This is a genomic window from Streptomyces humi (assembly GCF_001005085.2).
Taxonomy (GTDB): Bacteria; Actinomycetota; Actinomycetes; order Streptomycetales; family Streptomycetaceae; genus Streptomyces; species Streptomyces humi.
Genome location: NZ_LBMU02000123.1, coordinates 14,764 through 27,825 on the forward strand (window position 1 = coordinate 14,764; position 13,062 = coordinate 27,825).

The 13,062-nt window shown below is 73.8% G+C and carries 12 protein-coding genes; 3 read left to right on the forward strand and 9 right to left on the reverse strand.

The annotated features are described in order from the left end of the window. Positions 1 to 23: 23 nt before the first annotated feature. On the reverse strand, positions 24 to 791 hold the full coding sequence (locus AAW13_RS41395; protein WP_046729263.1) for an IclR family transcriptional regulator: 768 nt from the start codon (positions 789 to 791) through the stop codon (positions 24 to 26). A gap of 276 nt (positions 792 to 1,067) precedes the next feature. Here AAW13_RS41395 and AAW13_RS41400 point away from each other — a divergent pair, with 276 nt between their 5' ends. Beyond that, the gene (locus tag AAW13_RS41400) at positions 1,068 to 1,439 is read left to right on the forward strand and encodes an ATP-binding protein (protein ID WP_338059086.1); all 372 of its coding nucleotides are present in this window, start codon (positions 1,068 to 1,070) and stop codon (positions 1,437 to 1,439) included. 165 nt (positions 1,440 to 1,604) lie between these two features. Here AAW13_RS41400 and AAW13_RS41405 read toward each other — a convergent pair whose 3' ends face one another. The 5 genes from AAW13_RS41405 to lnt all read right to left on the reverse strand — a co-directional run bounded on the left by AAW13_RS41405 (position 1,605) and on the right by lnt (position 8,298). Continuing rightward, positions 1,605 to 2,843, reverse strand: coding sequence for a PP2C family protein-serine/threonine phosphatase (locus tag AAW13_RS41405; protein ID WP_079179178.1), 1,239 nt, complete (start codon positions 2,841 to 2,843; stop codon positions 1,605 to 1,607). A gap of 93 nt (positions 2,844 to 2,936) precedes the next feature. Continuing rightward, complete coding sequence (locus AAW13_RS41410; RefSeq protein WP_046729266.1) at positions 2,937 to 3,695, reverse strand: IclR family transcriptional regulator; 759 nt, start codon at positions 3,693 to 3,695, stop codon at positions 2,937 to 2,939. Between the two features lie 264 nt (positions 3,696 to 3,959). Further along, a complete protein-coding gene (locus AAW13_RS41415; protein WP_079179179.1) occupies positions 3,960 to 5,927 on the reverse strand; it encodes a helix-turn-helix domain-containing protein in 1,968 nt (655 codons plus the stop codon). A gap of 210 nt (positions 5,928 to 6,137) precedes the next feature. Next, the gene (locus AAW13_RS41420; protein WP_046729267.1) at positions 6,138 to 6,617 is read right to left on the reverse strand and encodes an NUDIX hydrolase; all 480 of its coding nucleotides are present in this window, start codon (positions 6,615 to 6,617) and stop codon (positions 6,138 to 6,140) included. Between the two features lie 67 nt (positions 6,618 to 6,684). Then, positions 6,685 to 8,298 carry an apolipoprotein N-acyltransferase gene (gene lnt, locus AAW13_RS41425; protein ID WP_046729268.1) on the reverse strand — a complete coding sequence of 538 codons (1,614 nt, stop codon included), beginning with the start codon at positions 8,296 to 8,298 and terminating at the stop codon, positions 6,685 to 6,687. 185 nt (positions 8,299 to 8,483) lie between these two features. Between lnt and AAW13_RS41430 the strand changes: the two genes are divergently transcribed. After that, positions 8,484 to 9,509, forward strand: coding sequence for an O-antigen ligase family protein (locus tag AAW13_RS41430; protein WP_052768542.1), 1,026 nt, complete (start codon positions 8,484 to 8,486; stop codon positions 9,507 to 9,509). 78 nt (positions 9,510 to 9,587) lie between these two features. Here AAW13_RS41430 and AAW13_RS41435 read toward each other — a convergent pair whose 3' ends face one another. Both AAW13_RS41435 and AAW13_RS41440 read right to left on the reverse strand, forming a co-directional pair. After that, positions 9,588 to 10,142: a hypothetical protein gene (locus tag AAW13_RS41435; protein ID WP_046729269.1), complete on the reverse strand. Its 555-nt coding sequence runs from the start codon at positions 10,140 to 10,142 to the stop codon at positions 9,588 to 9,590. 137 nt (positions 10,143 to 10,279) lie between these two features. Further along, on the reverse strand, positions 10,280 to 11,080 hold the full coding sequence (locus tag AAW13_RS41440; RefSeq protein ID WP_046729270.1) for a glutamate racemase: 801 nt from the start codon (positions 11,078 to 11,080) through the stop codon (positions 10,280 to 10,282). 57 nt (positions 11,081 to 11,137) lie between these two features. On the opposite strand from AAW13_RS41440, the gene AAW13_RS41445 reads away from it, so the two are divergent. Further along, positions 11,138 to 12,313 carry a glycosyltransferase gene (locus tag AAW13_RS41445; protein WP_240528918.1) on the forward strand — a complete coding sequence of 392 codons (1,176 nt, stop codon included), beginning with the start codon at positions 11,138 to 11,140 and terminating at the stop codon, positions 12,311 to 12,313. A 13-nt stretch (positions 12,314 to 12,326) separates the two neighbouring features. Here AAW13_RS41445 and AAW13_RS41450 read toward each other — a convergent pair. After that, on the reverse strand, positions 12,327 to 13,062 hold a 736-nt coding region (locus AAW13_RS41450; RefSeq protein WP_420855525.1), incomplete at its 5' end, for a TerD family protein.

A 13,062-nucleotide genomic window follows, 5' to 3' on the forward strand; every position in this document is an offset into this window, starting at 1 on the left:
GCCGCGCGGGCCTGGGGGTCTACCTACCAGCGGGCGGCGCCCAGGTCCCGGGAGATCGCCCGCGCGGCCTCGCGGATCAGCGTGATCAGGTTGGGCCGGGGCCTGGACTGGCTGTCGCAGATCCTCTCGACGGGCCCGGAGAGCCCGATGGCGCCGACGACGAGACCGCCGTGGCCGCGGATCGGCACGGCGAGCCCGGCCTCGCCCATGCTCATCTCCTGTATCTCGGCGGCCCACCCCACCTCCCTGACCTCGGTGAGGGCCCGGGTCAGCCGGTCCGGGGCGACCAGGGTGTGCCGGGTGTACGGCTCGAGGCCCGACTCCAGCGCGTCGTCCAGGGGTGCGGCGCCGTAGGCCAGCAGCACCTTGCCCAGCGAGGAGGCGTGCAGGGGCAGCAGCGAGCCGACGTCCAGGGTCTGGAGTGTGTCGTCGGGCCGGAACACATGGTGGACGACCAGGACCATGCCTTCCAGGGGGGTGCCCAGGCGCACCGCCTCCCCGCTGCGGGCGGCCAGGGCGTCGGCCCAGTTGATGGACCGCGACCGCAGTTCGTTGACGTCGAGGTAACTCGTGCCGAGATGCAGCAAGGCAGCTCCGAGCTGGTACTTTCCGGTCGCCGGGTCCTGCTCGACGAAGTCCACGTGCTGGAGGGTGCGCAGGATCCCGTGGGCGGTCCCCTTGGCCAGCCCCAGGGAGGCCGCCACCTCGCCGAGCCCGAGGCGGCGAGGCCCGCCGGCGAGCAGACGCAGGATCGCGGCCGCCCTTTCGATCGACTGGACCGGTCCGGCCATGATCCGAGCTTATTACCGCTGGGACGGGTCTGCCGCGCGGGCGGCGGCCGTCCGCGCGGTCGCCGCCCGCGTCCCGCGGTCCGGTCGGGACGGCGCCGTTCGGTAATGCCGACCGACGTTCATTGACCGAAGCTCCGGGGCTCCTTAGCGTGCTATGAGGTCCGGCACATGCGCCGAGGTGTGTGACGCGGGGCCTGTGAACCTCACCCCTGGAGACACAAGATGGCGGTACAGCTCAACACCCTGGTGCGGGAGGCAAGCGAACACGTTTTCCCCATGCCTCCTGTTCCCGGCGCCGTCTCGGACGTACGCCGACGGGCCGGTGCGGTTCTGGCCGCCTGGAAGGTGTCCCCGGAGATCGTCGAGGACGCGCTGCTGGTGGTGTCGGAACTGCTCACCAACGCGATCGTCCACGCCCTGCCCCCGGCGGTGCTGCGGCTCCGCTGGATGCGCGACGCCGGCCTCGGCACCCTGCACATCGAGGTCACCGACGCGGGCCCGTCCTGCGCGGCGCGACAGCAGCGTGCGGGGATCGACCCGGACGAGCACGGGCGTGGCGAGGAGATCGTCCACGCGCTGGCGACCCGGTACGGCATGCGCACGTCCCGGCGCGGGGTGACCCGCTGGGCCGAGCTCGTCGCGGTGTGACCCCGCGGGCCACCACCCTTCACGCGCGTCCCCTCGTTCCCCCGGCCGGTGCCGTGGGAACGGGGGGACGCGCGCCTGCTCCTCGGAGGTCGCGGCCCGCGACGGGACTTCTCGAACGTTGCGGCCCGACGGGACTTCTCGAACGTTGCGGCCCGACGGGACTTCTCAGAGGCTGCGGCCCGACGGGAACCCGACGCCCGCCTCCTCGGCCGTGAGCCGGCCGGCGGCCGGACCCTCGACGGCCCCGACGGCGGACCGGGAGCGGTCCGTGTTCTGCATCCGCAGCAGCAGCAGCGCCGCGTCGTCGTGCAGCCGTCCGCCCACATGTGCCAGCAGCTCGTCGTGGACCGCGGACAGGACGTGCTCCGGCTCGCCGGACGCGTGGCGTGCCACCCCTTCGACCAGCGGGTAGAACGCACGCCCACGGTCGCGGGCCTCGGTGACCCCGTCCGTGTAGAGCAGCAGCTGGTCGCCGTCGGAGAAGGGCAGGACCTCCAGGCACGGGGGCTCGCCCACGAGGGCGCGCAGGCCGAGAGGCGGAGCGGGCCGGGTGGACTCGACCGCGGTGACGTCTCCGGACGCGGATATCAGCAGCGGAGGCGCGTGTCCGCAGTTGACCATCTCCAGCTGTCCCTCGGTCGGGTGTCCGACGACGACCGCGGTGACGAAGTCGTCGGGGCCGAGGTTGCGTGCGAGGCTCCGCTCGATCCGCCCGACGACGGCGAGCAGGTCGGGCTCGTCGTAGGCGGCCTCCCGGAAGACCCCGAGGACGAGGGCGGCGGTGCCCACGGCGGGCAGTCCCTTGCCGCGTACGTCGCCGACGATCAGCCTGACCCCGTGCGGGGTGGAGACCAGGGCGTAGAGGTCACCGCCGATCCGGGCCTCCGCGGCCGCGGCGCTGTAGCGGACCGCCACCCGGAAAGGGCCCACGGTCCCCGGGACGGGCTGGAGCACCGCGTGCTGGGCGGCCTCCGCGACCGAGCGCACGGCGGCGAGCACCTGTTCCCGGCGGCACCGCAGCGCACTGGCCAGGGCGCTCGCCAGAGTGACGGCCAGCAGGGCCGACAGGACGACCGCCAGCGCGCGCCCCGGTACCCCGTCCGCGGCGGCCAGTGTGCCGCCCAGCACGGCGGCGAGGAGACCGACGCACAGCACGCCCCGGGGGCCGCTGGTGCTGGCGGCCAGCGCCGGCCCCGCCGCGAGCAGGGGGAGCCAGAACAGTCCCGATCCGCCGAGGGTGTCCACGAACACGACAGCGGACACGATCAGTACCGGCACCACGGGGACCCCGGCGGCCAACTGCGAAGCGGCGCGGCGGGGGGCTGATGCCCCCGGGTCCGCCGTCCGCTTCCTGAACGGCCACAACGGCCAGTGGTCGTCGTGATGGTCTCGCGCCTGCCTCATGTTCCGTCCGCAATCCTCACCTGTACGGAGTTTCCCGGTTGTCCGTTTCATCCAGGAAAGAGGTTCGGCCGGTACGTCACAAGGAGAGGATTTTCAGATAGTGAGCGAGAGGCTTCGGGTGACCCGGTCGGCGGCCGGGAGCAGCCGGGCGCGCAGTTCGGGGAGCCGGGAGAGCCGTTCCGCCGGCAGCGAGACGCCGAGGGAGCCGAGGACGTCACCCCGGTAGATCGGGACGGCGACGCACACCGTGCCGAGCGCGTACTCCTCGAGGTCCGTGACGGCCGGCGCCAGGGGCGAGGTCTCCAGCTTGCGGAGCAGCTCGGGCAGGCTGGTGATGGTGCGCGGGGTCAGGTCGGCGAGGTGGTGCCGGGACAGGTAGTCGCGGCGGGCGTCCTCGTCCAGTTCGCGCAGGACGGCCTTGCCCAGCGCGGTGGCGTGTCCGGCGTCCTCGAAGCCCACCCAGAGGTCCGTCCGGGGTGTCCGGGGGCCGTCCACGATCTCGGCGACGCTGATCTCGCCCTCCTCGTAGAAGGTGAGGTAGGTGGCGGTGGCCAGTTCGTCGCGGAGCGCGGCGAGGGTCGGCCGGACGCGGCTGAGCAGGGTCTGACCCTGGCCCGCGGTGTGCAGGGTCAGCAGTTTGTCGCCGAGGACGAAGCCGCCGTCGTCCAGCTTGCGCAGGTATCCGTCGTGGACCAGGGTCCGCAGCAGGTGGTAGGCGGTCGCGAGGGGCAGCCCGGTCTCGCGCGCCAGCTGTTTGGCGGGCGCTCCGTTCACGTGCGCGCTCACGGCCTCCAGCAGACGGAAGGCGCGCTGCACCGACATGATGAGCGTGGGGCTCTCGTGGACGCTCATGCCACTAGCGTGCGCCTGGCGCCCGCCGCTAGCAAGGCGCGGCTCCGGCGGCGCCCGGCGGGCCGCGTCACGGGTGAATCTCCGTAGCGCAAGAAAAGGCGTCGGGAAAGGGCGTCGCCCCACCGCCGGAAATTAATGCCACCGGGCCGCGGTAATGGCCACCGGACGACCGGGGTACCGGGCTCGGCGTCATCGCGGGAATGGGCGCGGTCGCCGCACATGAATTACCGCCGCCCGTTCGTCGCGCCGGGAATTCACGTGTGGTCAGCGGCGGGCCCGGGGCGCCTCCAGGTGGTGCAGGCGCAGCGCGAGCTGGATCTCGAGGGCGCGTTCGGGCTGCTGCCAGCCGTCGCCGAGGAGGCGGGCGACGCGGTCCAGGCGCTGGGCGACGGTGTTCACGTGCACGTGGAGCTCGTCCTTCGTGCGGGCCGGGCTCATCCCGGAGGCGAAGTACGCGTCGAGGGTGCGCAGCAGTTCGGTGCCGCGCCGCTCGTCGTACGCGACGACCGGGCCGATGGTGCGCCGGACGAATCCGCTGACGTCCCGTTCGCCGGCGAGCAGCAGGCCGAGGAAGCCGAAGTCCTCGGCGGCGGCGCCGTCCCCGCTCCGGCCGAGGAGACACAGCGCGTCGAGGCAGCGGCGGCCCTCGGCGTAGGCGGCGGCCACGGTGTCCGGGGCGGTGGCGAGGCCGGCGACGGGAGCGGAGGCGCCGACGGTCACCGGCCGGCGGACGGCAGTGCCGAGGTGGCGGGCGGTACGCCGGGCCAGGTCGGTGGCGGTGTCGTCGGCGTCGAGGGGCAGCAGCAGGACGGTGCCGCCGTCGCGGGCGGCGGCCAGGCCGTGGCGGGTGCCGGCGAGCCGGGAGGCGGCCGACCAGAGCCGGCGGCGGGTCTCCCGGCCGTCCTCGTCGCCGGCCGGCGGGTCCGCCAGGCGGGCGGCGAGCACGACATGTGTAGCGTCGAGGTCGGCGTGCGAACGGGCCGCCCGGTCGCGCAGTTGCCGCGGGTCGCGGTCCCGGGCGTCGAGGAGGTCGTCCAGCAGTTCGCCGCGGACCCGCTGTTCGGCCTCGGCCGCGGAGCGGCGGGCGAGCAGGAGCAGTGAGGTGACCATGGCCGCGCGTTCCAGGGTGCGCCGGTCGACGGGGTCGAGGTCCGGATGGCCGCGCAGTACCAGCGCGCCGAGCAGCTCACCGCCGGCCGCGACGGTGGCGGTCCAGTCGTCCCCGTGCCGTACCGCGTGCCCTTCCACGCGCGACCTGTGCACCGCCCCGGCATCGGCGGTTTCGGTGAACTCGACCGTGCTGCCGAGGACTTGGGAGACCGCGGCGGCCACGTCCTGGACCCCGCCGCCGCGCAGCACCAGTTCGGCGAGCCGGTCGTGGATGTCCGAGGCACGTTCGATGCCCGCGCTGCGGTCCTTGATGATGCCGTTGGCCCGCTCCAGGTCGGCCATGGCCGACCGGGTCTCCGTGAGGAGGTTCGCCGTGTCGATGGCGGCGGCGGCGAGCGCGGCGAACGAGCCGAGCAGCGCGATCTGCTCCCGCTCGAAGACGCGGGCCCGCCGGTCCGCCGCGAACAGCACGCCGATGACGTGCGCCCCGAGCATCAGCGGCACTCCGAGGATCGCGACCAGCCCCTCGTCACGCACTCCCGCGTCGATGGTGAGGGTGTGCTGGAAACGGCCGTCCTTGAAGTAGTCGTCAGTGACATAGGGCCGCGCGGTCTGCGCGACGAGCCCGCCGAGCCCCTCCCCCATGCCGAGCCGGAGCTGCTGGAAGCGGGCCGCGACCGACCCCTCGGTGACCCGCATGTAGGTGTCGCCGCGCGCCGGGTCGTTGAGGCTCAGGTAGGCGACGTCCGTGCCGAGCAGGGAACGGGCTCGCTGGACGATCGCCTGGAGCACGGCGTCCACGTCGCGCAGTCCGGCGAGGTCGTGCGCGGTCTCGAAGAGGGCGGACAGCTCGGCCTCGCGGCGCCGTCTGCCCTCCAGCTCGGAACGGACCCGCAGCGCGAGGAGCTTGGCCCGCTCCAGGTCGGTGATCCGCTCCGGTGTCCGGCCCTCGGCGCGGGCGGTCAGCACCGGCTGCTCGTACGCCTCCGCAGAGGCGCCCCTGGCCAGCAGTTCGAGGTACGACAGCTCGGCGGCCCCGGACGGCTCGGCACCCCTGTCGAGGGTGTCGAGGGCTGCTGCCGGGGTCGCCGGGCCGGCGGACTGCACGTGATCGCGAGACATGCTCACAGGATTCCGCATCCCGCCCGCGGCCCGTCAGGCCTGTGGAAAACCCACGGACCGCGGTGACCCGGTCCGTCAGTGGGCCGTCCGGCCGCCGTCGAGGACCAGCGAGGCGCCCGTGGCGAAGGATGCCTGGGGGCCGCGGAGACAGGCCCATGGTCCGGTCCTGGGCGGCCCTCCCCCGTCCGCCACAGAGCCGGACCACATACTTCAGCTGAAAGTCGTGGAGTCGAACCATGTGGGTGCGTCCGACATGGCCTGCTTGATGCGGAAGACGCCGAACTCGTGCAGCTCCGGCAGGGCGTCCACGGCGAACCAGGCGACCTCCAGCGACTCGTCGTCGTTGACCCGGGCCTCGCCGCCGACGGCCCGGCAGCGGAAGGTGATGTCCATGTACTGGCAGACGTCGCGGTTCGGATAGGTGACCGGTTGCAGAGCCTGGACCAGGACCACCCGCTCCGCGACACAGCGCACCGCGGTCTCCTCGAAGACCTCCCGCACGGCACAGGCGGCGGGCTGCTCCCCCGGCTCCGGAATGCCGCCGATGACCGACCACTGGCGGGTGTCGGTGCGGCGGCCCAGCAGCACTCTGCCGTCGTCGTCGAAGACGATGGCGGTGATCCCGGGCAGCCACAGCAGCTGGTGGCCCGCGGAGGCCCGGATCGTGCGGATGAAGTCAGGAGTAGCCATGAGCCGACCCTAGCCGCCCGGTTCTCCCCGCCCGGCCTGAACCACGGTGCGTACAGCGGCTGTACGGCTACGCGTCACCGGCGCGCCGACGGCGCAGCCCGGACCCGACCGCCCAGCCCACACCGCCGGCGGCAACCAGCACCAGGGCCATCTCGGGCAGGATGCCCAGCTTGGTCGCGGGCGTCTCGGAGGTGCGCAGCGGCACCTTCTGGACCAGGTAGGCGGGCACGAACATGCCGGTCCTCTGGGTGATCTTCCCGTCCGGCATGATGATCGCGCTGACCCCGCTGGTCACCGGCACGGTGACGGTACGGCTGTGCTCGACGGCACGGATACGGGACATGGCGAGCTGCTGGTAGGTCATCTCGCTGCGGTCGAAGGTCGCGTTGTTGCTCGGCACGGAGATCATCTGCGCGCCGTGCGTGACCGTGTCCCGCACGTCCCAGTCGAAGGCGGCCTCGTAGCAGGTGGCGAGCCCGACCTTGGTTCCGTCGATGTCGAACACGCCGGGCTTCGTGCCGCGGCTGAAGTCCTGGCGGACCATGCTGGTCCAGTCCTTGTTGATGGCGCCGACCAGGCCGCGCAGCGGGAGGTACTCGCCGAACGGCTGGATCTGCCGCTTGTCGTAGGTCGCCGTCGGTCCCTTGACCGGGTCCCACAGGATCTGCTCGTTGAGCAGCTTGCCGTCGCGTTCGACGACTCCGCCGACCGAGATCGGCACGCCCATGGCCCGAGAGGCCTCGTCGATCACGGCCGCCGCGTCGGCGTCGGCGAACGGGTCGACGTCGGAGGAGTTCTCCGGCCACAGCACGAAGTCCGGCTTGGCGACCTTGCCCGCCTTGACGTCGGCGGCCAGCTTGAGCGTCTCCTTCACGTGGTAGTCGAGCACGGCCTGCCGCTGGGAGGCGAAATCGAGGCCGGCGCGCGGCACGTTGCCCTGGATGACCGCGACGGTCGCCGAGCCGCTCTCCGCCTTGTCGCTCACCAGGGTCCGCGCCGCGACCGCGCCCACGACCGGGACCGCCACGCTGAGCAGCGCCGCGGCCGCCGCCCCGCGCCGGATCTCACGCGTCCGCCGTCCCTCGGCGACCAGCCGCCCCACCTCGTACAGACCGAATCCGCACAGGACGACCGCGAAGCCGAGCACCGGGGTGCCGCCGACCGCCGCGAGCGGCAGGAAGACGCCGTCCGCCTGACCGAAGGCGATCTTGCCCCAGGGGAAGCCGCGGAACGGCACGCGCGCGCGTGCCGCCTCACCGGCGATCCACAGGGCGGCCGCCCACACCGGCCAGGCCGGCAGCCTGGAGACGGCGGCGACGCCCACCCCGACCAGGGCGATGAAGATCGCCTCGATGGCCACCAGGGCGAGCCACGGACCGGGGCCCACCTCGACGCCGGTCCACACCAGCAGGGGCAGCAGGAAACCGAGCCCGAAGAGGTAGCCGAGGCCGAGGGCCGCCTTCCAGGAACGGCCGCGCAGCACCCAGCCGAACCCGGCGAAGGCGGGCAGCGCCAGCCACCACAGGGTGCGGGGCGGGAAGCTGACGTACAGCAGCACTCCGCTGAGCGCGGAGGCGGCGGCCGGGACCAGTCGGCGGAGCAGCGCGAGGCCGCGCGCACCGGGTGCGGGGCGTGGCGTGAGCTGGTCCGACTGGTCCACGGAGGTTGCGGTGACGGTCACTCCGGGAGTGTACGGCGGTTGACCATACGGCCGACAGCGCGGTCTCGGCATGCAGGAACCGCACCGTTCCTGCGCAAGTCGTCCACAAAACGGGCATCACCGGTTACGGTGTGGCGAGACGGCGGCGGGGGCCGCCGGACGGGTCGGGGGACCGGGTACGGGGGGCGACGGTGGGGTCGACCGGGATGATGTCCGCTGCCGGTACGGAAGCGGACATCGACAGACGAAACGTTTCTGACGCGTGGGGCGTCGTGGTGCTCGGGGCCTGTGCGGTGTGGCCGCTGATCTCGGCGACCGTGCGCGACGGACGACCCGAGGGCGTGCTGCTGGCGGTGCTCGCCGTGGCCGCGGGCTATGCGGCGGGCCGGATGTCCGGGGCGCTGCTGCCGGTGGCCGCCCCCTGTGCCGGCGCGCTGGCCGGGCTGGGGCTGGCTGTGGCGGGTCCCCATGTGGCGCCGGGTCCCCAGTTCACCAGCCTCGGGCACGCCGGGGCGGTCGCCGCACTGCTGGCCCTGGCGACGGGCGGCGCGTGCTGTGCCGCCTGGGCGACGCCGGTTCCCGCGCTGCGCCTCGGGTTGTGGACACTGGCCGCCGGGATCACGGTGGCCGGGGCTGCCCTGGACTCGGCGGCCGGGTGCGCCGCCAGTGCGGCCGTGCTGCTCTGCTCCCTCGCCGCCGGCCGGACGCGGCACCGGGGCGCGGGCGTCGCGGGGCTGGCGCTGGCGGCCGTGCTGGTGACCGGCACGGTCTGGGCGGTCGCCGGGAACGTGCTGCCCGCCGGACCCTCCTCGGCCCTGGAAGGCCTCCTCACCTCGCACCGGGTCCGGCTGTGGCGGGACGCCCTGCGCCTCGCGCACCGGAACATCGCGCTGGGCGCCGGTCCCGGCCGCTTCGGCGAGCTGAGCGGTTCCGCCTCCGACACCCTGGCACCCGACGGCAAGCCGCACTCGGCGCCCCTCCAGCAGGCCGCCGAACTGGGCCTGGTCGGCGGGTTGCTGCTGGCCGCCGCGTTCTGCTGGCTGCTCTACGCCCTGTGGCGCTCGCCCCGCTCCACGCCGGTCGCCCTGACCGCGGGAGCGGCGCTCACGGTGCTGGCCGCCGTCGCCGCGGTGGGCGACGCGCTGAGTTTCACGACGGTGTCGGCGGGCGCGGGCCTGCTGGCGGGCCTGGCCACGGCACGCCCCTGGGCCGCGGGCGTCCCGGCCGGCTGAGACACAGGCTGAGACACAGGCTGAGCTGAGGCGCATGGGGCCGCGCCACACGTGCCGCCGTCCGTGCACGCGCCGGTGTCAGTGCGCGGCACCCGGTGTGATGGTCCGCAGACGTTCTCTGATCACATGCACCGCCGACTCCGCGTTGTCCACGGTGATCGTGAAGGTGTGGCCGTCCCACAGTCGCAGGACGATGCCCTCGCCACGGCGGACGACGACGGCCGTGCCCTTCTCGGGGCGCCAGCGGTAGCCCCAGCCGCCCCAGTGGCGCGGGGTGATCTGCGGGGTGAAGTCGGCGCCGGCCACATGGGAGAGCGGAATACGGCGGCGCGGTACTCCTATGTGACCGCAGCGGATCTCCAGGCACTCCCGGTCGAGCTTCAGGTCGACGTGCACGAAGGCGAGGGTGCCGAAGAGGACCAGCAGTCCGGCGGCGATACAGCCCACGACGGACATCACCAGCGGGGCGCCCGAGGTCCAGGCGGAGTCCACGGCCAGTTCGATGCCGAGCGCCATGCAGGCGGCGCCGCCCAGTGCCAGCAGCCATTGGACCCGGTTCGTGGCACGGCCGGTCCAGACGTCGGGGTGCGGGCCGTCCTCGTCCGCGGAGTGGCCGTGGGGGTGGTCCCTCATGTCAACGAGACTACTCAGGTTTCGCTGCGCGGCTACCGCGTCGCGGAGGGTGAGTGCTCACATCGGGGGTATCCGCGGCCGGCGGAGGCTCACTGGGACACAGCGGGAGCGGCGGGGTGTCCGCAGTGCGCGGAGGCTCACTGGGACACAGCGGGAGCGGCGGGAGCGGCCGTCCGCAGCAGGCGGGCCTCGGCGTAGCTCAGGGCGGCCTCGGGCAGCTCGCCCTCGCGGCCGTTGAGCAGCACCGTCACCAGGCCGGTGGCGGGTGCGCCGGGAGCCGGCGAGGCCCCGATCCGGCGCAGTGCCTGCGCGGCCACGGCATCGGCGGAACCGTGCAGGGCGAGCGGCGTGCCGCCGGACCGCCGCACCGCGGCACGGATGCGTTCCGCGACGAGTTCGTAGTGGGTGCAGCCCAGGACGACGGTGGTCACGTCGTCGGGGGTGAGCTCGGCCGCGGCACGCACGGCGGTGTCGATGGCCGCCTGGTCGGCGTGCTCCACGGCTTCGGCCAGCCCCCAGCAGGGCACCTCGGTGACCGGCACGCCGTCGGCGAAGTTCTCGATGAGGCCCCGCTGGTAGGCGCTGCCCGTGGTCGCCGGGGTCGCCCAGATGGCGACCGGGCCGCCGCCCGCCGCGGCCGGTTTGATCGCCGGGACCGTGCCGACGACCGGGATGCCCGGCTCCAGACGGGCGCGCAGCGCGGGCAGGGAGTGCACGGTCGCCGTGTTGCAGCCGACGATCAGCGCTTCGGGCCGTCGGGCCGCCGCGGCCTCGGCGACGGCGAGCGCGCGTGCGGTGACGTCCTCGGGGGTGCGCGGACCCCAGGGCATGCCCTCGGGGTCGAAGGAGAGCACGAGATCGGCGTCGGGGCGCAGCCGCCGTACCGCTGCGGTGGCCGCCAGCAGACCGATTCCGGAGTCCATGAGCGCGATCTTCACCCGGTCACGATAGACGATGGGCCCTTGGGGACCGGTCCGGTGGGGCAGACTGCGCGCGTGAGCGCCATCGCATGGACCGCCGCCGTATCCCTCGCCGCCTGGCTGTGGCTGCTGCTCTGCCAGGGCTTCTTCTGGCGCACCGACGTCCGGCTGCCGCCCCGGCGCGATCCGGAGGAATGGCCGGATGTGTGCGTGGTCGTCCCGGCCCGGGACGAGGCGGCCGTGCTGTCCCTGAGCCTGCCGTCCCTGCTCGCGCAGGACTATCCGGGCCGGGCCGAGGTGTTCCTGGTCGACGACGGCAGTACGGACGGCACCGGGGAACTGGCCCGGGAACTCGCCGGGCGCCATGGCGGCCTGCCGCTCACCGTGGACTCGCCCGGTGAGCCGCCGGCCGGCTGGACGGGCAAGCTGTGGGCGGTACGGCACGGGATCGGGCTGGCCCGCGCGCGCGACCCCGAGTACCTGCTGCTGACGGACGCGGACATCGCCCACGCTCCGGACAGCCTGCGGCTGCTGGTGGCGGCCGCCCGCACGGGCGGCTTCGACGTGGTCTCGCAGATGGCCCGGCTGCGGGTGGAGAGCAGGTGGGAGCGGCTGGTGGTGCCCGCCTTCGTCTACTTCTTCGCGCAGCTCTACCCGTTCCGCCGGATCGGCCGCAAGGGGTCGCGTACGGCAGCGGCGGCGGGCGGGTGCGTGCTGCTCCGCGCCGGCACGGCGGAGCGGGCGCGGATCCCGGACGCGATCCGGCACGCCGTGATCGACGACGTGGCCCTGGCCCGCGCCGTGAAGGCCGCCGGCGGGCACGTCTGGCTGGGGCTCGCCGACCGGGTGGACAGCGTGCGGCCCTATCCCGGACTGCACGACCTGTGGCGGATGGTCTCCCGCAGCGCGTACGCGCAGCTGCGGCACAACCCGCTGCTGCTGCTCGGTACGGTCGCGGGTCTCACGCTGGTGTACCTCGTCCCCCCGGCGGCGGTCCTGTCCGGCGCGGTCGCGGGCAGCGCGCCGGCGGCCCTGGCGGGCGCGGCGGCCTGGCTGGTGATGACCGCGACGTACCTGCCGATGCTCCGCTACTACCGGGTGCCCCTCCGGCTGGCTCCCCTGCTGCCGTTCACCGCGTTCCTCTACCTGCTGATGACGGTCGACTCGGCGGTGCGGCACTACCGGGGGCGCGGGGCGGCCTGGAAGGGCCGCACCTACGCGCGCCCCGGCGCGGTCGCCGACGAGGGGTGACCTCCGGCGCCGGTCACTTGCGGCCGGGGGTCCAGTTCATCCCCCAGCTGTAGGCGCGGTCCACGGTGCGCTGCGGGCTGACCCCGCGCTCCGGGACCAGGTAGCGCGCCTCGCGCTGGACGACGAGGTCGCCGCCCGTGTTGCTGATCAGGGCGAGCGCGCACACGGTCGAGGGAACGGTGCACTCGTCGAGTGAGAAGTCGACCGCGGCGCCGTGCTCGGGCTGGAGGGTGACGGTGGCGTGCAGGTCGGCGAAGGAGGAGGCGCCCTGGTAGATCGTCACGAAGACCAGGATGCGCCGGAAGTCCTGTTTGTGGTCGAGGTTGAGGGTGAGGTTCTCCCCGCTCGCCACGGCTCCCGTGCGGTCGTCGCCGTCGAGGTGGATGTACGGGGGCCGGTTCAGCGAGCCGAAGGCGTTGCCCAGCGCCTGGACCACGCCCTTGCGGCCGTCGGCGAGTTCGTAGAGGGCGCACAGGTCGAGGTCGAGGTTCCCGCCGCGCCGGCCGCTCCAACCGGGGAGCTCCTTGCGGACCTGCCAGTTGAGGTTGACGCGCAGGGCGCCCGAGGTGCCGCCCTGCTTGGCCAGGGAGACGGAGGGCGCGGCCTTGGTGAGCGTCACCTTGGACAGGCGTACGGGGGCGGCCGAGGGGGACGGCGGGACGGGCAGCCCCGCCGAGGTCGGCGCCGGGGACTGCGGGAAAGGGAGCCCTCCGGGCGGCGGCGGAACCGGGGCGGGGGCCGGGGGGACC

Coding starts and splice junctions, on each gene's coding strand:
- AAW13_RS41405 (WP_079179178.1), bottom strand. CDS start 2,843: ATGAGGCAGGCGCGAGACCATCACGACGACCACTGGCCGTTGTGGCCG.
- AAW13_RS41410 (WP_046729266.1), bottom strand. CDS start 3,695: ATGAGCGTCCACGAGAGCCCCACGCTCATCATGTCGGTGCAGCGCGCC.
- AAW13_RS41400 (WP_338059086.1), top strand. CDS start 1,068: ATGCCTCCTGTTCCCGGCGCCGTCTCGGACGTACGCCGACGGGCCGGT.
- AAW13_RS41435 (WP_046729269.1), bottom strand. CDS start 10,142: ATGAGGGACCACCCCCACGGCCACTCCGCGGACGAGGACGGCCCGCAC.
- AAW13_RS41420 (WP_046729267.1), bottom strand. CDS start 6,617: ATGGCTACTCCTGACTTCATCCGCACGATCCGGGCCTCCGCGGGCCAC.
- AAW13_RS41415 (WP_079179179.1), bottom strand. CDS start 5,927: ATGTCTCGCGATCACGTGCAGTCCGCCGGCCCGGCGACCCCGGCAGCA.
- AAW13_RS41395 (WP_046729263.1), bottom strand. CDS start 791: ATGGCCGGACCGGTCCAGTCGATCGAAAGGGCGGCCGCGATCCTGCGT.
- AAW13_RS41430 (WP_052768542.1), top strand. CDS start 8,484: ATGATGTCCGCTGCCGGTACGGAAGCGGACATCGACAGACGAAACGTT.